This window comes from Acinetobacter sp. GRABPA_MV_2, assembly GCF_056725885.1.
The window spans coordinates 154831-179186 of the sequence record NZ_JBWZNA010000003.1 but is presented as its reverse complement, the minus strand read 5'-3'; the positions used below and the strand labels follow the sequence as shown (position 1 = coordinate 179186).

Genomic DNA, 24356 nt, shown 5'->3' with positions numbered 1-24356 from the left:
TCTCATCGTTTAGTAGCACTTAAAATTAAAAAACCGATGTACAAAACATCGGTTTTTTATAAACTATTTAACTGTTATTTAAGCTTTTAACCATTTTTCAGTTTTAGCCTGATCTTCAATAATAAGTTCAACTTCAGTTAAATCAGATGTAGCACACTCAACTTCAAAAGATAGTAACTCATCGCGACGGAAAGCATACACAGTATAAGTACCGCCCTGCTTTGCATACTTCTCCACAAGTTTAGTGGTCGCTTTTAAACCATCAATTGCGATAATTACATCATTCGCAGAAATACCCGCTTTAGCTGCTGCGCTATCGCGGCGAGCACTTTGCACGAGTACTCCTTCTGGCTTATCAACAAGTTTCAAACCAAGTGGCAAAGATTTGTCAGTTTTAACTCTATAACTTAAGCCAAACTCAGGGAACAGTTGATCAAGTGGCAATTCATCAGTGGTATTAATCAAATGATTAATTTGTTCAATCCAACTATCACCCGTCAGTTCTTTACATAAATCAAAAATGGTTCGCTCATTTACTTGCATACCATTTTGAGTGTTTTCATATAAGCGACGCATTAAAGCATCAAGACTAGAACCACGTAGACGTAAGCCTAAATCTAGACATAACGCAACTAACGAACCTTTATTGTAGTAACTGGTACCCGCATTATTCGAGTTTTCATCTTGACGATAAAATTTAATCCACGCGTCAAAACTTGACTCTGCAACTGTTTGAATAAAACGGCCTGGGTTTTGCAAATAACGGTCAATTTGTGCTTTGAGTAAATCAAGATAAGACTTCTGAGAAATCACACCGCTACGTAATAAAATCAGGTCATCGTAATATGAAGTAAAGCCTTCAAATATCCACAATAAAGAAGTGTAGCCTTCTTGATGCAAATTATAGTTTGCAAAGTTTTCTGGGCGGATAAACTTGACTAACCATGAATGAAAATATTCATGACTACATAAGCCTAAAAAGCGTTGATAATCTTTAGAAGGTTCAGTGGGTTCATTCGACTTTGGCAAATCATCACGCGGTGTAATCAAGCTTGTGCTATTACAATGCTCTAATCCGCCATAACTATTCCCTGTTGCCATGGTCATAAAGGTATAGTTTTTAAATGGTGCTGATCCGAACATATTTATTTCAGCTGCACAAATTTTTTCAATATCTGCTTTTAGGCGATCAATATTGGTATTGTGCGAACCAGAAATTACGAACTCATGTTCAATACCGTTCGTCTCAAAACTAAAGCGTGTTTGATCAGCCAACTCAAATGGACTATCGATCAGTTGATCATAATGATCTGCTTTTAAAGTAAATCGACCTTTAACTAAGCTTTTTGAAGCTAAGCCCGTTGCTAACTGAAAATGCTTTAATTCATCTGGCAAGAAAACTTCGACTTCACAAGCAGACTGCTCCTGCCCCTCTAAAGCCAAACATACACACGCAGGATTAATATATAGACGAGTCTGGTCTATATACGCACCACGGACAGACAAATCATATGCATATACATCATATTCAATCGTCATTAATTCATGATCAGTATTAAATAAACGCCAGCGATTCTTGCTCGTTTTTTTAATGTCCAGCAGACGTCCAGCTTCATCATAAGCTTTAACAGATTCAATATGTTTTGAGAACTCTCGAATTAGATAACTACCCGGAATCCACGTTGGTAACCAAAGTTCCTGATTCGGGTTGGCTAAAAAACGAATTGTCACGTGAACAAGGTGCTGTTTGTAATCATCGAACTCAATTTGATAATGCAACATAAATTCTTCAATTTAAAAATAAGAACGGCTTCACATTAGATTATCACTTTTTTGTATCGTCTTGCGTAGATGTATTTTTTGGCAACAATTCACACTAGCCTTCCATGAAAAAAAGGCATAGCATGCTGTGCATCTGTGTCCCGTATTTGCCAGTGAAGTTAAGGTCATCCGTGAAATTTTTTCTATCTCTTTTTACCCTCTTTAGTATTTTTTGTACTAGCCTAACCAATGCTGCATTACTCAATATTGCACCTGAAAGTGTTGAAGCTGCTGCATGGACTATTGTAGATACTCAATCGGGTCAAATCATTGCTGAGCATAATAGCCATGTGCAACGTGCACCAGCATCTTTAACCAAAATGATGGTTGCCTACATTGCCCTAAAAGAGATTCAGGCTGGAAAACTGAAAAAAGAAGAAATCATTACTGCAACTCCAGTGGTTAGTGTTGTGCAATGGGATGAATCACAAATGTATCTTAAAGCTGGTGAACAAATTTCAGTTGATCAGTTATTAGCAGGTTTAATCGTGATGTCTGCTAATGATGCAGCCGTGACTTTAGCTGAAAAAATCTCTGGTGATGTTCCGCGCTTTGTACAACGTATGAATCAGGAAGCTCAAGCTTTGGGTATGAAAGATACTCATTTTAGTAATCCTGCCGGAATTACAATGCCTGATCATTTCACTACTGCACACGACCTTAGCTTATTAAGCCAGGCATTAATTAAACAAACCCCTGAATATTTACATTATTCAAAAATGCCAAGCTTTAGCTATAACCAACGCTTCCATCATGCGACTAACCTTGCTTTGAAATATGACCCATCTGTTGACGGTCTAAAAACTGGATATACCAAAGCAGCTGGTTATAACTTGGCACTTACAGCTTCACGTCCTTCTTTCTCATCTGACTTAACTCAAAGACGTTTATTAGTTATTGTTTTAGGTACACCGAGTGCTGTAAAACGCGCTGAGATTGCAGATAAATTAATGAATCTTGCTTATACCTATACACGTGATGAAGTGATTATTCCTGAGCAGAAATTAATTGCTGAACTACCTGTTGTAAAGTCGACTTTAAAAATGTTTAAGGTTGAAACAAAGCAACCGACAATTGTAACGACATCTTTATACGCAGACTCAGCACCAATTGACCTAAATACTTTTGATAATGTGACTCAACGCGTTCAAGTACTTGATAGCAATCAACAGCTAAAGGTGATTGCTCCACTTGAAACGACTCAGACCCATGTAAACATTGAACTCAATGAAAAACAATTAACTGCGCCATTAATGAAAGTCGTAAGTTTGGCAACAGTATCGATTTATCAAAATAATCAACTTATCCGTAGTCTTCAAATCGAAGATAACGTACATATTGAAGAAGCCAATATTTTCCAAAAAATCGCAATGTGGTTTTCTAGCCTCTTCTCTATTTTTTCATCAAGTGAACATAGTGCTGCAAAACTCTATCCAGTAGATTCGCACTAAAAACATCAAATTGTGCACAGACGCACAATAATTTTTATAAATAAAAGATGGCATAATTTAGCCATCTTTTTTTATAGAAAAATAATTAGGTGAAAAAATGGCCCAAAATTTACATCATATTGTAATTGTTGGTGGTGGTGCTGGCGGCTTAGAACTGGCAACACAACTCGGTGAAACTTTTGGGAAAAATCGTAAAGCAAAGATTACATTGGTTGACCAAAACCTTACCCATATTTGGAAACCATTGCTTCATGAAATTGCTGCTGGTTCTTTAAATCCCCACGAAGAACAAACTAACTATTTTGCGCACTCAGAAAAACATCATTACGAATTTGTGCTCGGAACATTAGTTGGAGTTAATAAAGATAAAAAATTAATTGAACTAATGCCCCCTCAAGTGTCTAAGGATCAACAGAATCATTCGCAAGAGCTAAGTTATGACACACTTATTTTAGCGCTTGGCTCAGTATCAAATGACTTTAATACAGCAGGTGTGCGTGAAAACTGCCATTTCCTTGATAGCAGAAAGCAAGCCGATATTTTCCAGCAAGATTTATTACATCTTTATATTGAAGCTCAAAATCAACCCAATCAGCGAACTTTAAATATTGGAATTGTCGGTGCGGGAGCAACAGGTGTAGAGCTTGCAGCTGAGTTAATTGAAACGACTAAAAACTTTTATCGATATGGTTTAAAGAAGATTCATCCCAACCAAGTCAAAATCACACTGATTGAAGCTTCTGAACGTATCTTACCTGCTTTAAATGATAAAACTGCTGAACACAGTGCTGGGCAACTCAAAAAAATGGGTGTTGAAATTTTAACTCAACATCGTGTTGAAAAAATTGATAAACATTGCATCTACTTTAGTAATGGTAATCAACTCAAAAGTGATATTACCGTGTGGGCCGCAGGCGTAAAAGCACCGAAGGTATTAGAAAGTTTTATCGATTTTAAACGCGACAATATTAACCGCCTGATGGTCTATGCAACGTTGCAAACTTATTCTGATCCAAATGTATTTGCGTTTGGTGACTGTGCTCATTGCCAACTTGATGCAAGACATCCTCCACTTGGCCCGCGTGCTCAAGTTGCAAGCCAACAGGCCAGCTTCTTAGTCGATGCTATGGCTGCCAGACTAAATGGCCGATCACAACCGATGTTTACATTTAACGACAAAGGTTCTCTCGTGTCTTTAAGTCGTCATAAAGCCGTTGGAGAATTACTTGGTGATGTCAGCGTGCAAGGCTATATTGCGAAAACAATGTATGTCTCTTTATATCGTTTACATCAAGCAACGATTCACGGATATACTCAGGCTGGACTACTCACAATGAAAGATTTACTTACAAGACGTGTACGTCCAAAAATTAAGCTGTATTAAGTTGAATTTTTTAAGTTCGTCCCTATTTATATAAAAACGCATCTGAAAAAGTGCCAAAGATTAAGATTTTGTAGTCTACAAAATTTATTTTTCACTTTATGATGTACGCTTCAATTGATTGAATGGATCAAAAACATGACTGCTATTGCAAATAACCACGTGGTTTCATTCCACTACAAATTAACAAACGCTGAGGGTGAAACACTTGATCAATCTCAAGGTGAACCACTTGCCTATTTGCACGGTGCAGGCAATATCATTCCTGGTTTAGAAAATGCATTAACAGGTAAAACTGTTGGTGAAAAATTCACTGTTAACGTTCCAGCTGCTGAAGGTTATGGCGAATACAACCCAGACCTAGTACAAGAAGTTCCAGCTCAAATGTTCCAAGGTGTTGAGAACATTCAACCTGGCATGCAATTCCAAGCTCAAACAGATGACGGCGTACAGATCGTTACTGTTAAAGCGGTTGAAGGCGACAACGTTGTTGTTGATGCTAACTTCCCACTTGCTGGTCAAGATTTAACTTTTGAAGTTGAAATCGTAGAAATCCGTGATGCTTCTCAAGAAGAATTAGATCACGGTCACGTACACGGTGCTGGTGGTCATCACCACTAATTCATCTTTAAAGATGATAAGAGCAAAGCTTCGGCTTTGCTTTTTTTATGTATTTATTTTTATATAATATTTTGATAATAATTCTTTAACTCACTTCACTCTAAAAGGGCCAATTTTCATGTCAAACGTAAATCAGCTAATTTGGTTTCGTCAAGATTTGAGAGTTCGAGACCATGCTGCTTTATGGCATGCCTCTCAACAAGGGCCTTGTATTGGGTTAATTATTTTATCGCCTGAACAATGGAAAATGCATCACGATGCACCTATAAAAATTAATTTCTATCTACGTCAACTTCAACAACTAAAAAAAGAACTAGAACAACTTAATATTCCCCTTATTATCCAAGTCATTCCTTACTGGAAAGATATCGCTGATTATATTGGTGAACTTAGCACTCAACTTAATATTGAAAATGTCTATTCAAATATAGAGATCGGCGTTAATGAATTAAAAAGAGATAAAACTGTACAAGATTTTTTAAATCAACAAGGCAAAGAACTTTTTTTATTTCATGACCGTACGATTTTTCCTTTACGCTCTATTCGCAACCAGTCACAGCAGCCCTATCAGGTTTTCGGTGCATTCAAAAAAGCATGTTATTCAAAATTGGATATCAGTGGGTTACCTCAATGCTATCCGATTCCTGAAAAGCAAAGTGGCTATCCAGCGTCTTTTTCAAAAATAAACAGCTTAACTCTAGAAGATATTGAAGCTTTTTTTGAACCTTCTGTTTCTAAAGAGCAACAAGACTTATGGCCAGCCGGAGAAGTTTTTGCTCTAGATCAACTCGACGTATTTATTAAAGATCATCTATCTGATTATAAATTAGAACGTGACTTTCCCAATGTAAAAGGAACTAGCCAACTTTCTCCCTATTTAAACCTTGGGATTTTGTCTATCCGCCAGTGCCTGCAAACTCTTTTTAGGGCTGAACATGGCAATTTTCATTTGACAAATGAAGGCCAGCAAACTTGGCTAGATGAGTTACTTTGGCGAGAATTTTATCAGCATATTTTATTTGATTTCCCACATGTTTCTAAACATATTCCATTTAAAAAAGATACTCAAAAAATTAAGTGGAATCACAATCCAGAGCACCTAGCCGCATGGCAAACGGGCCAGACAGGTATACCGATTATTGATGCGGGTATGCGTCAACTTTTAAAAACCGGCTGGATGCATAATCGTGTACGCATGATTACAGCCATGTTTTTATGTAAAAACTTGCTCATCGATTGGCGAGTAGGTGAACAATGGTTTATGGAGCATTTAATCGATGGTGATTTAGCAGCAAACAATGGTGGCTGGCAATGGTGCGCTTCTACCGGAACTGATGCTGTACCTTACTTTAGAATTTTTAATCCTATTGCTCAATCAAAGAAATTTGATCCAAATGGAGATTATATTCGTCAATGGGTTGAAGAATTAGCTCATCTAGACAATAAAGCCATTCATGAGCCCTACTCGACCAAAACAAATACTCAGTTAAATTATCCAAAACCAATAGTTGATTTAAAGGAAACACGCCTTAAAGCAATTGAAACTTTCAAGAGTATTTAGATAAGAATTACGTCTTATCTAATTGTTCATATTATAAAGGCACATTTTTTAATCGTATTATTGTAAATAATCTTATAGGATAAGATAAAAATTTATAACTACAAGTAGGGAAAAATATGTCCTTTTCTCAACATCCAGAACATCATTTTATTCACCGCTCAGGTTGGTTAAGAGCTGCCGTTTTAGGGGCTAATGATGGGATTATTTCTGTTACTAGTCTAATCATGGGAATGGCAGCAAGTGGGGCCTCGGCCCATACTCTACTTATTGCCTGTATTGCTGGTTTAATTTCTGGTGCAACTTCTATGGCTGCCGGAGAGTATATTTCTGTAAAATCGCAAGAAGATATTGAAAAAGCAGACTTAAAGTTTGAAGCACAAGAACTCAAAAAGTATCCGCAGCGCGAATTAGATGAACTCACCCAAATTTATATAACCAGAGGCTTAACACCTGATTTAGCTCGACAAGTTGCTACTCAACTTACAAATCATGATGCATTAGGGGCTCACGCGCGTGATGAAATTGGTATTCATGAAAATACCGCAGCAAATCCTATTCAAGCCGCATTAGCTTCAGCTGGCTCATTCTCATTTGGGGCATTGTTTCCCATGCTGGCTATTTTACTCAGTCCAGATATATGGATCGAAAAAACAGTCTTAATATTTGGCATTATTTCATTAGCTTTTTTAGGAGCGCTATCAAGTCATTTTGCAGGTACATCTAAACTTAAAGGAAGTTTGCGCATTACTTTATGGGGAATTTTAGCGATGGCTTTTTCAAGCTGGATCGGCTCTTTATTTCATGTTACTCCACTTTAAAAAGTAGAACTTATAAATATTTAAGAACTAAATATTTAAAAACTAAATACCCAATATTATTTGCTCTTACTTCTGATTTCACGTTATGGTGAAAAGAAAGAAATGAGGTGAATAAAATGAGCCTGTTGCAACAACTTGAAATTAAACATCCGATTTTTCTTGCTCCCATGGCAGGTGTGTCTACACCTGAACTTGCAGCAGAAGTTTCTAATCAGGGTGGTCTTGGGTCCTTAGGTCTAGGTGCAAATACGGCGCAAAGTGCTAGAGAACAGATTCTAAAAACCCAAACACTTACAGAAAAATCATTTCAGGTTAATTTTTTCTGCCATCAACCCGAACAACTTAACCCTCAAACTTCTGCACAATGGATTGAATATTTACGCCCACAATTTGAAAAGTTCGGAGAACAGCCTCCTCAAAACTTAAACTGTATTTATCCAAGTTTTCTTGATAACGATGATTTTCTAAATGTTGTCTTAGAAACCAAACCTAAAGCGGTCAGTTTTCATTTTGGGATTCCCCATCCCCATCAAATTCAGGCATTAAAAGATGCAGGAATTATCACGATGGTTTCTGCTACTAATTTAGTTGAAGCACAAGCCATTGAAGCGGCTGGTATAGATATTATTATTGCTCAAGGTATTGAGGCTGGTGGACATCGTGGAATCTTTAATAAAACCTTTGATGCAGCAATTAAAACGAGTGATTTAGTACACCTTATTGTCAAGCATTGCAAACCACCTGTGGTAGCCGCTGGCGGTATTATGAATGGCGCACAAGCACGACATATGTTGAGCTTAGGAGCTACTACTGTTCAACTTGGAACAGCATTTGTTCAATGCCATACATCAAATGCATCTGCCGAGTATCGTAAAGCTTTATTTAATGAGCCTGTGACACAAATCAGCGCAAGTCTTTCTGGACGTCCAGCCCGTGGCCTGCTCAACCATTGGCACACACAAATTGATTTACCTAATCGCCCTCCTCAACCCGAATATCCATATGCATATGATTTAGCTAAGCAATTAAATGCCATTGCAAGCAAGAATAAAGACTATGGCTTCGGTGCTTTTTGGGCAGGTAGTAATGTCTCGCAAATACGAGAGCTAGATGCTGCTGATCTGGTTAACCAGTTAGTTGTAGAAATGCTAGAAGATGAGTAAATCTAAAAAAGCCAGTAATCAGATACTGGCTTTTTATTTAATGAGTTTCTAATAAGTTAACCTGCTCTACTTGCACATCACTCATCAAATTGCCTTCAGCCAATAACTGATTAAAATAGTTTTCAACTACTAGTGCTTGCTCAGCGGTACTTTCAACTTTATACATATTTTGGCGGAATTCATTACTCGAACGTAATCCTTTGGTGTACCAAGCAATGTGTTTACGGGCAATACGACATCCAGAATATTCACCATAAAATTGATAAAGTTCTGATAAATGGCCTAGTAGTACCTGTTTCACCTCTTCAATATTAGGTGCAGCTAAGTGTTCACCAGTTTTTAAATAATGAGCAATTTCACGGAAAATCCATGGTCGACCTTGAGCAGCGCGACCAATCATAATTGCATCTGCCCCTGTATAGTCGAGTACATATTTTGCTTTTTCAGGACTATCAATATCACCGTTCGCAATAAGTGGAATATTGATTAATTCTTTAACATGTTTGATCAAATCATAACGTGCTGTATTTAAATACATGTCTTCGCGAGTACGGCCATGTAAAGCTAGCGCGGCAATCCCCGCTTCTTCTGCCCTTTTTGCTACTCTTAAAATATTTTCCTGACCATTTAAAAAGCCCAAACGGGTTTTCAAAGTCACGGGAACATCAACAGCAGCGACCACTGCATCAAGAATTCGAGCCACTAAGTCTTCATCTTGTAATAACGCTGAACCAGCGAGCTTATTACATACTTTCTTGGCAGGACATCCCATATTGATATCAACAATTTGTGCGCCATTTGCTACTTGATAGCGTGCAGCCTCTGCTAATTGCTCAGGATCAGAACCTGCAATTTGAGCAGAGATTGGAGCGAGTTCACCATCAAAGTTCGCACGGTAGAGGCTCTTTTTGCTCATCCGCAAAGTTTTATCAGCAGTCATCATTTCACTGACTGCATGGCCTGCACCAAAATATTTGCACAGTGTTCTAAATGGACGGTCAGTGACTCCCGCCATAGGAGCAACAATTAAATTATTTGACAGTTGATAGGGACCAATATACATATATATTCATACAATTGATGATCAACATAGTATACTTCATCCGCTTAATCGGCTCATCTTTTTATGCAGGTGCTTTCCTCGCCATGAACAAACCGTTGTCTTCCCGTTTTTTATTAAAATCATTCGGCATGGCTGCCGTATGCATGAGTTTAGCTGCTTGTGGTGATAAAGCTTGGTGGTCAAACGATGATGAGCCTGAACTAGAAAGCCAACAGATTAAACGTCTAATTCCATCGCGTGTGCATGACCGTGAGTCATGGGCAAATGATATCGATGACATCATGAGAGAATTAGATATTCAAAAAAATAAAAAAAATGTCTGCAGTATTATTGCCGTTGTCGATCAAGAATCTAACTTTGTTGCCAACCCTCAGGTGTCTGGATTAGGACAAAAGGCTGTTGAGGAAGTGAGTACACGTTTAAATGAAAAATTTGAAGATAAACTTGGCAAAACCGTTGGTGGAACAATTGCTGGTTATTTTGAAGAAGTTCTAAGAACTCAGCCTTCTCCTGATAACAACTATATGAGTCAAATGCGTAAAGTTAAAACCGAGAAAGAACTCGACTTACTTTATCGAGAAATTTTCGACTTCATGGCTAAACATTATCATGTGAGTGCCTTAACTGGCGCAGCCAAATTGGTTGGTCAAGATATTGGCGAGAAAATGAACCCTATTACGACTTTGGGCTCAATGCAAGTTCATATTAATTATGCAAAAGCAAACAAGCGTTCGAGTATGAGTACTGCTGCGCTTCGCGATGATCTCTATACTGAATATGGTGGTTTATATTACGGCATACATCGTTTAATGGTTTATCCGGCAGACTATGATAAAGCTATTTATCGTTTTGCGGATTATAACTCTGGTATGTACTCTAGCCGTAATGCAGCTTTTCAAAAAATGCTACGAGAACTTACTGATAAGGATATAAGCCTTGATGGCGATCTACTTCTTTATACAAAAGATGGTGATCCACGCGCAACTCAAAGCGAGTCAGAAAAAGAGCTGATTACGGTATTTGCAAAAAATAATATCTTAGTTACACCAAGACAAATTCGTAATGATCTTAAATTAGAAAAAGAGAAAAAGTTTGAGAATACTCAAACTTATATTGCGCTGACTAAACTTTATAAATCCAAAACTAGCAAAGAACCGCTCTATGCAATTATGCCTCAAGTGGTGATTTCTGGGCCTAAATTAAGTCGTGATTATAATACCAATTGGTATGCAACCCGCGTAAACGGACGATATGAAACATGTATGCAACGAGCGAAACGAATAAGACTATAAAAAGTCTCGCCCTGTTCGATTTTGATGGAACCTTGTGTAGTAAAGATAGTTTTACAGGGTTCATCTTTTATGCTTTATCTAAGCGCCACATTGTTAAGCAAGGCTTAAAAATTCTGCCATGGATTCAAGCCTACTATCTTAACTTTTATCCTGCCCATGCTATGCGTGCCAAGTTATTCCGTAGCATGTTTAAAAATACGCCTGCAATTGAATTACAAAAATTAGGTGAAGAATACGCACAAGAGTTAGTCTCTGCGCTTTCGCCAGAAATCTTTACTCAGTTACAACACCATCAATTGCGTGGTGATCAGGTCGTATTAGTTTCAGCTTCAATTGATGTCTATCTTGCTCCACTTTGTAAGTTACTAGATATCGAGTTGATTTGTACCGAAACTCAAATTAGAAACGGTATGATGACTGGTTACTACTCCACTCCAGATTGTAGTAGTGAACAAAAGAAGTTGAGAATACATCAACAATATACGCTACAGCATTACCACCAGATTTATGCTTATGGTAATAGTTCAGAAGACCTAGATATGCTCAGTCTTGCCACACATCCATATATGGTAGGTGAAGACCGTGTTTTACCTCGTTTAACACCAGAAAAAAAGCTCGCATAAAGCGAGCTTTTTTTATTTGAACACAACTTAATAAATTGCCATATGATCACGGTGAATCATTTCAAGTGAACGAGCTTCACCTAACACTTGATAAACCTTATCCGAGGCTAAGCCTTTAATAATTTCGGCAGAGCGTGAGCTAAAGTTCACTCGCCCCACTGCAATACGCTTACCTTGTTTATCGACACATTCAACCACATCACCACGATCAAAATGTCCTTCAACATTTTTAACTCCCACAGGGAGCAAACTGCGATGCTTCAATTTAATCGCTTCAACGGCACCATCATCAATCACAAGACGACCTGCTGTTTGTAAATGAGCAGCAAGCCACTGTTGATGAGCAGTCATGCGGTCTTTATCTGTAGTAAACAAAGTACCTAGCATCTCACCTGCCATCGCACGTGACAGGACATTATCACTTTCACCACTCGCGATGAGCGTTGGACAGCCTGACTTAGCAGCTAAACGTGCAGCACGAACTTTAGTGACCATCCCACCTCGCCCGAGCACACCACCACCACCGGCCATGTCGAATAAATCATCATCCATAGCACGAACGGTAGACAGTAATTTAGCCTCAGGATTATGACGCGGATCTGAGTCAAACATACCTTGCTGATCCGTTAAAATGATCAGTAATTCTGCGTGAACCTGACCTGCCACCATCGCAGCTAAAGTATCATTATCACCAAAACGGATCTCATCGGTAGACACCGTGTCATTTTCATTAATGACCGGAATCACACGCCAATCAATCAAGTTTTGCAAAGCGTCACACGAGTTCAGATAACGACGGCGATCTGCCAAATCATCATGAGTCAATAAAACCTGAGCAGTACGAATACCATGGTTTTCAAGCACACTAGACCAAGTATGAATTAAGCCCATCTGCCCAATTGCAGCACAGGCTTGTAGACTGGGTAGATCGGTGGGTCGACTCGCAAGCTTCATACGAACCATACCTTCTGCTACAGCTCCTGATGACACTAAAATAATCTCGTGTCCAGCATTGTGCAGATCTGCAATCTGTTTCGCCCAATGCGAAATAGCATCTAGATCTAAACCTTGCCCATTAGCTGTAAGTAAAGATGATCCGATTTTAACAACGATTCGTTTACACTCACTGAGCTGACGTTGCCCATCGACCACTTCTATCATGTTTCCCTCGGTTTTCTAGTCACGAACGTAGATGACTTCTACATCATTGTCGTCTTCATCATCGTCAAAATCATCATCATCGTCCATCATGCTTTCGAGACGTTGTGCTCGACGCATTGCACGATATGCTTCTTTTGCCGCAATGGTTTGTTCACGTGTTTCAACTTCTAGTTGTTCACGGAAAGCTCTTACTTCTGCTGCGTATTCAGGATCTTCAACTTCGCGTTCACGTTGTTGTTCAATCTGATCCATCAGGTAATACACAACTTCTTTTGTACCTTCGCTTAATAAGCCCGATGTCTTAAAGACAGGTCCAGTCCACTCTAGTTCGTCTAGAATGTGCTGACACCACTCTTCACGGCTTTCTTCTGCAATCTGATCGAGTTTATTGAGTACTAAAACAACTGGTAGTTTCGCCAAAGTTGGTGAAAACTTAACCAACTCATTCATAATCGCTTTTGCATTATGCGCTGGATCTGAACCATCAATTGGTTGTACATCAATAATGTGTAAAAGAATACGAGTACGTGCCAAATGTTTAAGGAAACGAATTCCTAAACCTGCACCTTCTGCTGCCCCCTCAATTAACCCAGGAATATCGGCCATTACAAATGAACGATGGCGGTCAGCATCGACTACACCCAAGTTTGGAACCATGGTTGTAAATGGATAATCTGCCACTTTTGGTTTTGCGGCACTTACAGCACGAATGAAAGTAGATTTACCAGCATTTGGCATACCCAGCAAACCAACATCTGCCAATACTTTTAATTCAAGACGAATTTCGCGAAACTCACCTTTTGTACCAGTCGTACATTTACGCGGTGCTCGGTTAGTTGATGATTTAAAATGAGTGTTACCTAAACCACCTTCACCACCACCAGCAACCAGAATTCTTTGGCCGTCTTCAACCAAATCGCCAATAATATCGCCTGAATCTGTATCAACAATTGTTGTACCAACGGGTACTTTTAAAACCACATCTTCACCACCACGTCCAGTACAGTTAGCACCTGCACCGTTTTTTCCACGCTCAGCACGGAATTTACGTGTGTAACGGTAATCGACTAGCGTACTTGTATCGTCATCAGCTTGAATATAGATACTTCCACCACGTCCGCCATCACCACCATCTGGGCCACCAAATGGTACAAATTTTTCACGGCGAAAACTGGCTACGCCATTGCCACCGTCGCCAGCCTCTACGGTAATGACTGCTTCATCAACAAAGCGCATCTGCCAATCCTCTAAAAACTCTAAAACCGCCTATTCTGCCATATTTTCATAAAATTCTCGAATAGAAAATGGAACAATTCCATTTATAACGATCTGTTTTATCTTTAATCCAGCAGATGCTTTTAGTTTTGCAAATAGGATCCTTATAAAAAATAAAATTTAGCCAATTTATTTAATTATCAAGGATGAACATTGCGCAGAGGTAAGGTCATTTGCATATCAAGATTTGCTTTTGTTTTTGGCACAGAATTATACATGATGGCATTAAATGACGAGACATTCCCCATTTCCATAGGATCATTTACGTTTAGGCTTGGTTTAAACTGATGTTTCACCGATAAATTTACAGGTTCATCGAATTCAAAATAAACAGGACCATCAAAAACAATTTTAACGGGAACGGTATAACTACGTTTTAAATTAAAAGGCACATCCAATTTAATAGGAATATCTAATTTAAGGGGAAATTTTGGTAAAAACTTATTTTGATAAACCAAATCTGTGGTGGTTTCTAAAGGCATAACCTGATCAATTTTTAGAGTCGTTGAATAATCGACATTTACTGTAATAGGTGTTTCTACTGCAAAATTTAAATCTGCCAGATATTTTCCTTTTAGAGGTAAAGTTAATTGGCGATCTATATCTAAAGTTGTATCAAGTTTACCAATAGACTGAACCTGCAAAGTATTACCAACTTGAATCTTTGTTTCTAAAGAGTCAGGTAAACTAATATCGGCATTATGAGCCGAAACGACTAGATTTGCTTGAATATTGAGATACACCCAAAACATAATAGCGGCAAGTATCATCATTAAAAAGAAACTGATTAACATACTCTTAAGTGAACGGAACATTAGCATCCACCCTATTGATCAGCTGTATTTTGTGATGTTTCTGAACCTAATACTCGATTTAATCGCATAGTGGATAGAGGAATCTTTAACTCACCATTTGCAATCTTAACAGGCAAAGTGTTTTTCACATCAACCGAAGCATTTAACGCTGTTTTAACAGGTACATTTAAATTCCCTTCGATTGGGATATTCGTGTCCAATCTTGCTTTTAAAGGAATATGTAGATTTTCTTTTAATACCGTACGTACTGGAGCATCAAATTTTAAATGAACCTTTTGCTCAAGCGGGACATTAATATCAATTGGCACATCAAGTTTTAATGGAATTGTTCCTTTCAATGGCAATGTAATATCACGCCCCAAAACACGTACCTGAACCTTAGTATCAATTGGTAGATTTTGCTCAACTTTTAATGTTTCTTTGACCGGAATGGTTGTGCTAATCGGCACCATATTATCAAAGTAAACACGCGGAGTTAATGTTTGTGTTAAAGGAATATTCAGTTTTTCATCAATTGGAATACTGGCATTTACGCGCCCTTTTACATCCACATTTAAAGCATCTTGTACTTTAACCTTAACTTGTAGAGGCTCTTGCAAATCAATAGCAACTGCCTGATTTTTCAGTGGAATATAAATATTAAAGTGCTTAAATACCCATATTGCAATGAGTACACCACATAAATTGGCAATAATGATGAATATAAAAACGACCAACAAACGTTTAAACTGCGACAATTCCTATCCCTTACTATTTTCTTTTTTTCCTTAATTTGTATTCTCATTTATTTACAAAAAATAGTCAGCATATATTTTGTACGGTTGTAAAAAAACCCAGTCTAAACTGGGTCTTTTTGTGAAAAACTTTTATAGATCGTTAAATGATCTTAAGCATTCAATTCTGCTGGAATTTTTTTGTAGCTTACGCCGCACATTTGTTCAGCGATACGTAATACCTGACAGCTATAACCAACTTCGTTATCGTACCAAACGTAAGCAGTTAAACGATTACCAGAAGTAATCGTTGCTTGAGCATCGTATACACCTGCTGTACGAGAACCGATAAAATCACTCGATACAACTTCAGTTGAGTTGGTATAACCAATTTGACCTTGAAGGTTAGAGTTAATCGAAATTTGACGAATGTATTCGTTCACTTCTTCACGATCAACTTCTTTATCAAGTGTTAAGTTCAAGATTGCAAGAGATACGTTTGGTGTAGGAACACGTACAGAGTTACCAGTTAATTTACCTTTCAATGCAGGTAATGCTTTAGCAACTGCTTTAGCTGCACCAGTCTCTGTAATTACCATGTTCAAAGTAGCAGCACGGCCACGACGATCTGCTTTATGATAGTTATCGATTAAGTTCTGGTCATTTGTAAATGAGTGCACAGTTTCAACATGACCATTAAGAACTTTATATTTGTCATCCAATACTTTAAGAATTGGAGTGATTGCATTTGTTGTACAACTTGCCGCAGAGATGATTTTGTCTTCATCTAAGATATCTGAGTTGTTTACACCAAATACAACGTTTTTCATTTCACCTTTACTTGGTGCAGTCAATACAACACGTGCAACGCCTGGGCATTTCAAGTGTTGGCTTAGACCTTCAGCATCACGCCATTTACCAGTGTTGTCGATTAAAAGTGCATTTTCAATACCGTATTCCGTATAGTCAACTTCACTTGGGCTAGACGCATAAATCACTTTAATGAAGTTACCGTTAGCAATGATTGCTTCGTTTTCTTCATCAACAGAAATTGTACCAGCGAAAGTACCGTGAATAGAGTCACGACGAAGTAAAGAAGCACGTTTTGCTAAGTCACCGTCAGAAGACTTACGTACAACGATTGCTTTAAGGCTTAAACCACGACCTAAACCCGATTGGCTAATGATTAAACGAGCCAAGATACGACCAATACGACCAAAACCGTAAAGAACTACATCTTTAGGTTGTTCAGAAGTTGCGCTACCTTTGATTGACTCAACTGATTGAGCAACAAAAGCATCAACATCACCGCCTTTTTCTTTATATTCAACAGCAAGTTTACCGATATCAACTTCTGCAGAACCAATATTTTCAACTTTTGCTAAAGCTTCTAAAATTGGGAAAGTATTTACAACAGAAAGCTCAACGTCTACAACACGTGTACGACGGTGAGTTTTCAAAATTTGGATAACAGAACGGTTAATTAAAGAGCGACCGTAAACAGATACGACAATATTTTTTTCACGGTATAATTGACCGATTAATGCAATCATACGTTCCGCGATTTCTTCACGGTTTTTCCAACGGCCTTGGTGTTCAGCGTGCAGGGCGATGATAGTGTCTTTGCTCACAGATACGTCCTCTAATTAATTATATCTAGGCGTGATTTTTAAAACCCCGTAATTGTAATGGAATTATTGGCAAGAATGAATCAAAAGCTGACGTTAGTGGCTAGATTTTCCTAAAATTCATCATAAATTCATAAAATACCTATAATTATTTTTTATTATCTTATTGTTTAAAACAGCTAAATTTTTGCTTTTTCTTACTTTTTAGATTCTAACGACCTACTCGAACTCATCATTTTTTAATCTTTTTTGATATTTTTTGATATTAAGTTGTAGATTTTGGGCTTTTTGCCGTTGTTGATAAAGATGAAGCGCCCCTTCTAAAACGAGTACAAAAACAGCACACCAAATCGGAATATAAGTGAACCATTCTTCTTGACCAATACTCTCCCCTAAAACTAAAGAAGCTAAAGCAAGTAATACAGGCTCCAAATATCCTAAAAGTCCAAATACAACTAAAGGTAGAAAGCGGCTTGCCAGAATATAACTTCCCAAACCAATCGCACTTAAAATTCCAAGCCCAATTATGATCAAAGAAAGACTCGGTTGGTCTATAAATTTACTGTATGGCAGCAAACCTGTATGAGTTAAATAAATCGCAACGGGCATAATAATGACTAAATCCCACCAAAAGCCCCCTAAATTATCTGTTTTAATTTTCTTACGTAGTAAAAAGTAGGCAGAATATCCAACTGCTACCAATGCAGTTTCCCAAGCAATACTTCCTAAACGCCATATCTCATGGCTAACGCCAATGACTGCAAGAATAATTGCTACCCATTGAAATTTTGATATTTTTTCGCCATACAAAACACTTCCAGCTAAGACAAGAACCAGCGGTAATAGGAAATATCCCAAAGAGACTTGTAACCCACGTCCATGCATCGGCCCCCACAAAAAAAGCCAAAGTTGTACTGAGGTTAAAATAGAAGTTGTGATTAATAGCAATAGTAAAGAAGGTTTAGCCAAAATACGTTGATAGATATTCTTGATATAGGCTAAATCACCACTCCACCACATAAATAAAGTAAGGAATGGTAATGTTGCAATAATTCGCCATCCAAAAGTTTGCTCACTATCGAGTTGGCTTAATAATTGAGTATAAAAATAAAGTACACCAAAAGTGAATGATGCCATGACAGACAAGATCACGCCCTTAAACATCATCAACCTCTTAGACTTTAGTAAAAACAACTCACTACAATACTTGATTTATCCACCATAAAAAAGAAAAAACCATGTAAAAACATGGTTTCTTCTTAATCAGACATATACCACTATTCTTTATGTTCTGTACGGATAACATCTCGGATATCAAAACCTAATGTTTTTGCATAATTTAAATATTCATCCACCACTTCTTGCTCTGGATGAGGGTCTCTTGATAGCACCCACAGATATTTACGTGAAGGTTCCCCAACCAAAACAGTCTGATAGTCTTCATCTAACTTTAAAATCCAGTAATCCCCACGAATTACCGGAATCCACCTTACAGCTTCAGGTAAAAAACTTACCTTCAATTTGCTGTTATATGGTGGGTTAACCACAAAGGCCTCCCCGATAGATTGCTGTAATTGTTTTCTATTGTCGTAGCAGCGATTATCTACCACTACATTTCCATTTTCGTTTAAGGTGTAAGTTGCAGATACGTTATAAGCACACTTTTTTTGAAAAAATGTAGGCTTACGAGCGACTTCATACCAAACACCTAAATACCGGTCCAGTTCAACTTTATAGACAGTTTGTAAAGGTTTCGGCTGGGCATAGACGTAGGTTCCAACAGCCAAACCAGCCAAAACGACACCGCCCAAAGCAATTTTAGCTAAACGCCAACTGGCTTGCGGAACATTATTTCGAAATGCCATTGTTGCCCTCAACGATTAGTTGTGAATACAAAAGAACTCAAATACCTACAGTAGCTTGTTTTTTAAACACATTATGTAGCGTTATGTATTCGTTTATTGCAACATTTGCGCTTTCAGTCGAATGATTTCATCACGTATCCGTGCTGCTTGCTCAAACTGTAAATCTTTCGAGGCTTTCAACATCTCTTTTTCAAGCTTAGTAATATGCTTACTAAACAATTTTGGATCTGAGAGAATATGTCTTTCATCGGCACTCAAAGCTTGTGCTTGTTCAAGTACTTTCTCATCAATTTCATCATCTGAAAGCACTTCACCTGAATCAATTTCTTTGATGACCTGACGAACGGCGCTACGTGGCGTAATACCATGTAACTCGTTGAACTCGATTTGTTTCGCTCTACGGCGCTCAGTCTCATCTATTGCTTTTTGCATAGAATCAGTAATTCGGTCAGCATATAAAATTGCTTTACCTTTTACGTTACGCGCAGCACGACCAATCGTTTGAATAAGTGAACGTTCCGAACGTAAAAAACCTTCTTTATCTGCATCCAAAATAGCAACTAAAGAAACTTCTGGCATATCGAGACCTTCGCGCAGCAAGTTAATACCGACTAAAACGTCGAACACACCTGTACGTAACTCATGAATAATTTTGACACGTTCAACCGTATCAATATCCGAGTGTAAATAAGCGACTTTAACCCCGTATTCTTTTAAGTAAGAGGTCAGATCTTCCGCCATACGCTTTGTTAAAGTGGTCACCAACACACGTTCATTTAGATTCTTACGAATATTAATTTCAGAAAGAACATCATCAACTTGAGTTAATACAGGACGAACTTCAATTTCAGGATCAATTAGTCCTGTTGGGCGTACCACCTGTTCAACCACTTGGTCAGACTTCTCTAACTCATATTTAGCAGGTGTCGCACTGACAAAAATAGTCGTCGGTACAATACGTTCCCACTCTTCAAATTTCATTGGTCGATTATCAAGTGCGCTTGGTAAACGGAACCCGTAATTCACTAAATTTTCTTTACGTGATCGGTCACCTTTATACATCGCCCCAATTTGAGGAACAGTAACGTGTGACTCATCAATAATTAACAGCGCATCTTCTGGTACATAATCAAATAGCGTTGGAGGTGCTTCACCAGCTGGACGGCCCGATAAATGACGTGAATAGTTTTCGATACCATTGGTATAGCCTAACTGTTGCATCATTTCTAAATCATAGCGGGTACGCTGCTCAATACGCTGGGCTTCCAGCAATTTGTCATGTTCACGGAAGAATTTAAGTTGGTCTTGTAGTTCATCTTTAATGGTATCAATGGCACGAGTCAGATGATCTTTCGGCGTTACATAGTGGCTTTTTGGATAAATCGTAACACGTGGAACTTTACGAACCATTTTACCAGTTAACGGGTCAAACCAACGGATTGAATCGACCTCGTCATCAAATAGTTCAATACGAATCGCGTGTTGATCAGATTCGGCAGGAAAAATATCTATAATTTCACCGCGAATTCGATATGTACCACGTAAGAACTCAAGTTCATTACGCGTGTATTGCATTTCAACCAAACGGCGGATAATTTCATCACGACTTACGCGATCGCCCTCAACCACATGCAGTAACATTTGCATATAAGCATTCGGATCACCCAAACCATAAATTGCAGAAACCGATGCCACAATAATTGCATCACGACGCTCTAATAAAGCACGTGTTGCTGATAGTCGCATCTGGTCAATGTGATCATTAATAGCTGCATCTTTTTCGATAAAAGTATCTGAGGATGGAACGTAAGCCTCTGGTTGATAGTAATCATAATAACTTACAAAATACTCAACCGCATTATTAGGGAAGAACGCTTTAAATTCGCCATAAAGCTGGGCAGCCAAAGTTTTGTTATGGGCCATTACAATTGTAGGTCGCTGTGTTTGAGCAATCACATTTGCCATGGTATAGGTTTTACCCGAGCCAGTTACACCCAGTAATAACTGATTACGAAAACCATGCTCGATACCATTTACCAGCTTTTCAATGGCCTGTGGCTGATCACCTGCTGGCTGATAATGAGTGACCAAATCAAAAGGTTGATTTTCGTTCAAAGTTATCTCTCTTTATGAAAAATTGAATTTAACGTCTCCCCTTTTAATGGGGATTTTTCTCTTAATTTAAAGTCTAAATTGAGCTGGAAATTCAATGTAAAAGATTAAGCATCTTAACACTTGACCAATACCCTAATCGGTTGCAACATGAAGCTATCCATTAAACAAAAAGTATAACCATGACCTATCAATATCATGATGAAAGTATTGTAACCGAACTTCCCGAAGATACAGTTTTTGTATTTGGAAGTAATCTTGCTGGACAACACAGTAGTGGTGCAGCACGTGTTGCAAGTCAGCACTTCGGAGCAGTTGAAGGTGTAGGTCGTGGCTGGGCAGGCCAAAGCTTTGCAATTCCAACTTTAAATGAACATATTCAACAAATGCCTCTTTCACAAATTGAGCATTATGTTGAAGACTTTAAGATATATACAAAAAATCATCCCAAGATGAAATACTTTGTCACTGCATTAGGTTGTGGCATTGCAGGTTATAAAGTTTCCGAAATAGCTCCTCTTTTTAGAGGGATTCATCACAACGTTATTTTTCCGGAATCATTTAAACCCTACGTGGAAGATAATGCTGTATCTCAATTTCCGACTTTGACTCAAAAGATGGTACAAAGTTTCATTAATGATGAAGTTATTTTTTACTTTAATCATGGTAGTGAATCTTTTGAAGAAGCTTTAGATAAAACTGATTTATCAGATGCTGAAAAAGCGATAGCACTTATTGTTTTAAATGAAGAGTTATATCCACGAGATCGTTATGGACGAGGCCGTGATCATGAGCTTAGTGATATTTTAGGGAAGCTGAACGGTAAAATTTTCAATCTTCATGGAAACTCTGAAGGTGCCATGATTTTTGTAAGTGCTGTCGTTGCACTGATGGAGCTTTATGATTTTGATGAGCAAGATTTTATCAAATTATGGCGTGGTGAAAAAAATATTGATCACCCTATTAATCGTTAAGTTTTCTTATAAATTTATGAGCTAAGCAGATAATCTCTGCTTTCTCACTATTTTATTTTTACTTACATTTAATCCTTTTATTTTTAATTATTCTAATATATTTAACTCTTTATCCTCCCAAATCTTAATTTTTCTCATTATACTTTAAGGCAAACTGAATACTTAAAGAAACATATGGAAACTTTAGATTCTTCGATTTTTGACCTTAGCCCCATACCAATGTGGATTGAGGATTTCAGTGAAGTTAAACAACAGTTTAATTTATGGAGAAATCAAGGTATTGAAAACCTCCACGAATTTTTAAATCAAAATAAACATTTAGTTATCGAATGTGCTCATAAAATTAAAATTATTCGCGTTAATCAAAAAACTTTAGAACTTTTTGAAGCAACAACACACGAAGAACTATATTCGAATTTGAATCTTATTTTTAAAAAGGAAATGTTCGAATCACATATTTATGAGCTTGAAGAGTTATGGAATGGTAAAACCCATTTTTCAAGCACTACTGTGAATTACACCTTATCAGGCAAACGTATTGATGTTCAGTTAAGAGGTTCCATTTTACCGGGTTCTGAATCTACCTTTGAACGTGTATTAATTACTACAGAAGATATTACCCCTTATCAAAATGCACTCCGTCAGGAAGAAAAAAATCGTCGCTTAGCTGAGTCTATGTTTATCTACTCTCCTACTTCGTTGTGGGTCGAGGATTTCAGCCGTATCAAAAATAGAATTGATCAACTTAGGCTATTAGGAATTGAAGATTTCAGAACTTTTCTCGATGTTCATCCTGAATTTGTCCGCCAATGTATAGAAGATATTTTAATTTTAGATGTTAATCAGGCCACGATAGATTTATTTAAAGCTCCTGATAAATCGACCCTTTTAAGAAATACACATAAGATTTTTGCTGAAGAAATGATTGAGACCTTTCGGGAGCAACTCATCGAATTGTGGCAAGGGAATATCCATCATAAACGTGAGGCTGTTAACTACGCTTTAGATGGCCAAATAAGAAATGTGTTGCTTCAATTTACCGTTTTTCCCGGATATGAAGATACTTGGGGGCTGGTACAAGTTGCACTGACAGATATTACTGCACGAAAAAAAGCGGAAAACTACCTTGAATATTTAGGGCAACACGACGTCCTGACCAAACTATATAACCGTGCTTTTTTTACAGAGGAACTAAATCGTTTAAACCGAAGTATTATTCGTCCTGTTTCTTCAATTTTTTTAGATATGAATGGTCTAAAAGAAACAAATGACCAGTTTGGGCATGATATTGGAGATGGTTTATTACGCCGTGTTGGAAATATTTTAAGTCAGGCTATTTCGAATACAGCGTTTACCGCATCTAGAATCGGTGGTGATGAGTTCGTGATTTTAATGCCAGGTGCAGATGAAGCGAACGTTCAAATTATGCTTCAAACGATTCAAGAGCTTTTTAATATCGACAATCAATATTATTCAAGCCATCCAGTTAGTATTGCGATTGGACATGCAACCACTCAAACAAATGAACAAATTGAGGACATGCTAAAACGAGCAGACCATCACATGTATCAAAAGAAAAAAAGTTATTATCAAGAAATTTTATTTAATCAATAAAAAAACAGGCAATATGCCTGTTTTTCAAAATTAGCGTTTTCCCATAGAACGACGCGTACCACGTGGAGGCATCCATGTTCTATCCGCGTATTGCTCTGGTTTTGGACGCACTTGGTTGTGTACCGCATCATCTGCTTGATTGCTTTCATTCGGCATTGGGAATGGCAATTTCACCAAAGCCTTTTTCTGTTTTGGCTGTTGCTCAGTCATGATTCATTCTCGAAATTTCGATTGCGGCCTATTATAAATGATTTTTATCATTTCTTTTCAAAAAAGCTTCAATTGAGTAAAACAGCAACAAGAACCTTCTTAAATTAAACTTTTTTACATCTAAACATACCCGTATCCGCAAATTGCTTAATTTTTGCGATAAGATAGTATGCTTTTTATTTTTTAATCCCATAA

21 protein-coding genes are annotated in these 24356 nt (G+C 37.7%); 10 read left to right on the top strand and 11 right to left on the bottom strand.

Annotated elements, in window-relative coordinates:
- Positions 1 to 78: 78 nt before the first annotated feature.
- A complete protein-coding gene (locus ACXM0J_RS04495; RefSeq protein ID WP_086265428.1) occupies positions 79 to 1782 on the bottom strand; it encodes a M61 family metallopeptidase in 1704 nt (567 codons plus the stop codon).
- A gap of 170 nt (positions 1783 to 1952) precedes the next feature.
- Between ACXM0J_RS04495 and ACXM0J_RS04490 the strand changes: the two genes are divergently transcribed.
- The 6 genes from ACXM0J_RS04490 to ACXM0J_RS04465 all read left to right on the top strand — a co-directional run bounded on the left by ACXM0J_RS04490 (position 1953) and on the right by ACXM0J_RS04465 (position 8816).
- On the top strand, positions 1953 to 3272 hold the full coding sequence (locus ACXM0J_RS04490; RefSeq protein ID WP_086265429.1) for a D-alanyl-D-alanine carboxypeptidase PBP6B: 1320 nt from the start codon (positions 1953 to 1955) through the stop codon (positions 3270 to 3272).
- A 97-nt stretch (positions 3273 to 3369) separates the two neighbouring features.
- Complete coding sequence (locus ACXM0J_RS04485; protein ID WP_086265430.1) at positions 3370 to 4656, top strand: NAD(P)/FAD-dependent oxidoreductase; 1287 nt, start codon at positions 3370 to 3372, stop codon at positions 4654 to 4656.
- 135 nt (positions 4657 to 4791) lie between these two features.
- Complete coding sequence (locus ACXM0J_RS04480) at positions 4792 to 5274, top strand: FKBP-type peptidyl-prolyl cis-trans isomerase (RefSeq protein ID WP_002118581.1); 483 nt, start codon at positions 4792 to 4794, stop codon at positions 5272 to 5274.
- A gap of 118 nt (positions 5275 to 5392) precedes the next feature.
- Complete coding sequence (locus ACXM0J_RS04475) at positions 5393 to 6835, top strand: cryptochrome/photolyase family protein (protein WP_086265431.1); 1443 nt, start codon at positions 5393 to 5395, stop codon at positions 6833 to 6835.
- Between the two features lie 116 nt (positions 6836 to 6951).
- The gene (locus ACXM0J_RS04470) at positions 6952 to 7653 is read left to right on the top strand and encodes a VIT1/CCC1 transporter family protein (RefSeq protein WP_086265432.1); all 702 of its coding nucleotides are present in this window, start codon (positions 6952 to 6954) and stop codon (positions 7651 to 7653) included.
- Between the two features lie 116 nt (positions 7654 to 7769).
- Complete coding sequence (locus tag ACXM0J_RS04465; RefSeq protein ID WP_086265433.1) at positions 7770 to 8816, top strand: NAD(P)H-dependent flavin oxidoreductase; 1047 nt, start codon at positions 7770 to 7772, stop codon at positions 8814 to 8816.
- A 37-nt stretch (positions 8817 to 8853) separates the two neighbouring features.
- Here ACXM0J_RS04465 and dusB read toward each other — a convergent pair whose 3' ends face one another.
- Positions 8854 to 9879, bottom strand: coding sequence for a tRNA dihydrouridine synthase DusB (gene dusB, locus ACXM0J_RS04460; protein WP_039759557.1), 1026 nt, complete (start codon positions 9877 to 9879; stop codon positions 8854 to 8856).
- A gap of 83 nt (positions 9880 to 9962) precedes the next feature.
- Here dusB and ACXM0J_RS04455 point away from each other — a divergent pair, with 83 nt between their 5' ends.
- Together ACXM0J_RS04455 and ACXM0J_RS04450 are read left to right on the top strand one after the other, a co-directional pair.
- Positions 9963 to 11171, top strand: a complete 1209-nt coding sequence (locus ACXM0J_RS04455) for a DUF1615 domain-containing protein (protein WP_213034432.1) — start codon at positions 9963 to 9965, stop codon at positions 11169 to 11171.
- Positions 11138 to 11794, top strand: a complete 657-nt coding sequence (locus ACXM0J_RS04450; protein WP_057062842.1) for an HAD-IB family hydrolase — start codon at positions 11138 to 11140, stop codon at positions 11792 to 11794. The genes ACXM0J_RS04455 and ACXM0J_RS04450 overlap by 34 nt, the downstream gene beginning before the upstream one ends.
- Before the next feature lie 27 nt (positions 11795 to 11821).
- Here the strand turns inward: ACXM0J_RS04450 and proB are convergent, their stop codons facing one another.
- The 8 genes from proB to uvrB all read right to left on the bottom strand — a co-directional run bounded on the left by proB (position 11822) and on the right by uvrB (position 21366).
- Positions 11822 to 12955, bottom strand: coding sequence for a glutamate 5-kinase (gene proB / locus ACXM0J_RS04445; protein ID WP_016140311.1), 1134 nt, complete (start codon positions 12953 to 12955; stop codon positions 11822 to 11824).
- Positions 12956 to 12970: 15 nt separating this feature from the next.
- Positions 12971 to 14191 carry an Obg family GTPase CgtA gene (cgtA, locus tag ACXM0J_RS04440; protein WP_016140310.1) on the bottom strand — a complete coding sequence of 407 codons (1221 nt, stop codon included), beginning with the start codon at positions 14189 to 14191 and terminating at the stop codon, positions 12971 to 12973.
- A 179-nt stretch (positions 14192 to 14370) separates the two neighbouring features.
- Complete coding sequence (locus tag ACXM0J_RS04435; RefSeq protein ID WP_213034433.1) at positions 14371 to 15045, bottom strand: hypothetical protein; 675 nt, start codon at positions 15043 to 15045, stop codon at positions 14371 to 14373.
- Between the two features lie 11 nt (positions 15046 to 15056).
- Positions 15057 to 15782, bottom strand: coding sequence for an MFS transporter (locus ACXM0J_RS04430; protein ID WP_199975798.1), 726 nt, complete (start codon positions 15780 to 15782; stop codon positions 15057 to 15059).
- Between the two features lie 149 nt (positions 15783 to 15931).
- Positions 15932 to 17389: a glyceraldehyde-3-phosphate dehydrogenase gene (locus ACXM0J_RS04425; protein ID WP_086265434.1), complete on the bottom strand. Its 1458-nt coding sequence runs from the start codon at positions 17387 to 17389 to the stop codon at positions 15932 to 15934.
- 216 nt (positions 17390 to 17605) lie between these two features.
- The gene (rarD, locus tag ACXM0J_RS04420; protein ID WP_086265435.1) at positions 17606 to 18553 is read right to left on the bottom strand and encodes an EamA family transporter RarD; all 948 of its coding nucleotides are present in this window, start codon (positions 18551 to 18553) and stop codon (positions 17606 to 17608) included.
- A 110-nt stretch (positions 18554 to 18663) separates the two neighbouring features.
- The gene (locus ACXM0J_RS04415; RefSeq protein WP_086265436.1) at positions 18664 to 19251 is read right to left on the bottom strand and encodes a lipocalin family protein; all 588 of its coding nucleotides are present in this window, start codon (positions 19249 to 19251) and stop codon (positions 18664 to 18666) included.
- 93 nt (positions 19252 to 19344) lie between these two features.
- Entirely contained in the window at positions 19345 to 21366 is a 2022-nt protein-coding gene (gene uvrB, locus ACXM0J_RS04410; RefSeq protein ID WP_002118463.1) for an excinuclease ABC subunit UvrB, read from the bottom strand.
- 179 nt (positions 21367 to 21545) lie between these two features.
- On the opposite strand from uvrB, the gene ACXM0J_RS04405 reads away from it, so the two are divergent.
- Both ACXM0J_RS04405 and ACXM0J_RS04400 read left to right on the top strand, forming a co-directional pair.
- Positions 21546 to 22337: an A1S_2505 family phage non-structural protein gene (locus ACXM0J_RS04405; RefSeq protein ID WP_068565488.1), complete on the top strand. Its 792-nt coding sequence runs from the start codon at positions 21546 to 21548 to the stop codon at positions 22335 to 22337.
- Between the two features lie 174 nt (positions 22338 to 22511).
- The gene (locus ACXM0J_RS04400) at positions 22512 to 23951 is read left to right on the top strand and encodes a sensor domain-containing diguanylate cyclase (protein WP_086265437.1); all 1440 of its coding nucleotides are present in this window, start codon (positions 22512 to 22514) and stop codon (positions 23949 to 23951) included.
- 30 nt (positions 23952 to 23981) lie between these two features.
- Here ACXM0J_RS04400 and ACXM0J_RS04395 read toward each other — a convergent pair whose 3' ends face one another.
- On the bottom strand, positions 23982 to 24161 hold the full coding sequence (locus tag ACXM0J_RS04395; protein ID WP_002118942.1) for a hypothetical protein: 180 nt from the start codon (positions 24159 to 24161) through the stop codon (positions 23982 to 23984).
- Positions 24162 to 24356: the final 195 nt, after the last annotated feature.

Bases quoted from the DNA above. Each gene is read 5' to 3' on its own strand.
- ACXM0J_RS04495 (WP_086265428.1), bottom strand. From the start codon at position 1,782: ATGTTGCATTATCAAATTGAGTTCGATGATTACAAACAGCACCTTGTT.
- ACXM0J_RS04485 (WP_086265430.1), top strand. From the start codon at position 3,370: ATGGCCCAAAATTTACATCATATTGTAATTGTTGGTGGTGGTGCTGGC.
- ACXM0J_RS04480 (WP_002118581.1), top strand. From the start codon at position 4,792: ATGACTGCTATTGCAAATAACCACGTGGTTTCATTCCACTACAAATTA.
- ACXM0J_RS04475 (WP_086265431.1), top strand. From the start codon at position 5,393: ATGTCAAACGTAAATCAGCTAATTTGGTTTCGTCAAGATTTGAGAGTT.
- ACXM0J_RS04470 (WP_086265432.1), top strand. From the start codon at position 6,952: ATGTCCTTTTCTCAACATCCAGAACATCATTTTATTCACCGCTCAGGT.
- ACXM0J_RS04465 (WP_086265433.1), top strand. From the start codon at position 7,770: ATGAGCCTGTTGCAACAACTTGAAATTAAACATCCGATTTTTCTTGCT.
- dusB (WP_039759557.1), bottom strand. From the start codon at position 9,879: ATGTATATTGGTCCCTATCAACTGTCAAATAATTTAATTGTTGCTCCT.
- ACXM0J_RS04455 (WP_213034432.1), top strand. From the start codon at position 9,963: ATGAACAAACCGTTGTCTTCCCGTTTTTTATTAAAATCATTCGGCATG.
- ACXM0J_RS04450 (WP_057062842.1), top strand. From the start codon at position 11,138: ATGTATGCAACGAGCGAAACGAATAAGACTATAAAAAGTCTCGCCCTG.
- proB (WP_016140311.1), bottom strand. From the start codon at position 12,955: ATGATAGAAGTGGTCGATGGGCAACGTCAGCTCAGTGAGTGTAAACGA.
- cgtA (WP_016140310.1), bottom strand. From the start codon at position 14,191: ATGCGCTTTGTTGATGAAGCAGTCATTACCGTAGAGGCTGGCGACGGT.
- ACXM0J_RS04435 (WP_213034433.1), bottom strand. From the start codon at position 15,045: ATGTTCCGTTCACTTAAGAGTATGTTAATCAGTTTCTTTTTAATGATG.
- rarD (WP_086265435.1), bottom strand. From the start codon at position 18,553: ATGATGTTTAAGGGCGTGATCTTGTCTGTCATGGCATCATTCACTTTT.
- ACXM0J_RS04415 (WP_086265436.1), bottom strand. From the start codon at position 19,251: ATGGCATTTCGAAATAATGTTCCGCAAGCCAGTTGGCGTTTAGCTAAA.
- ACXM0J_RS04405 (WP_068565488.1), top strand. From the start codon at position 21,546: ATGACCTATCAATATCATGATGAAAGTATTGTAACCGAACTTCCCGAA.
- ACXM0J_RS04400 (WP_086265437.1), top strand. From the start codon at position 22,512: ATGGAAACTTTAGATTCTTCGATTTTTGACCTTAGCCCCATACCAATG.
- ACXM0J_RS04395 (WP_002118942.1), bottom strand. From the start codon at position 24,161: ATGACTGAGCAACAGCCAAAACAGAAAAAGGCTTTGGTGAAATTGCCA.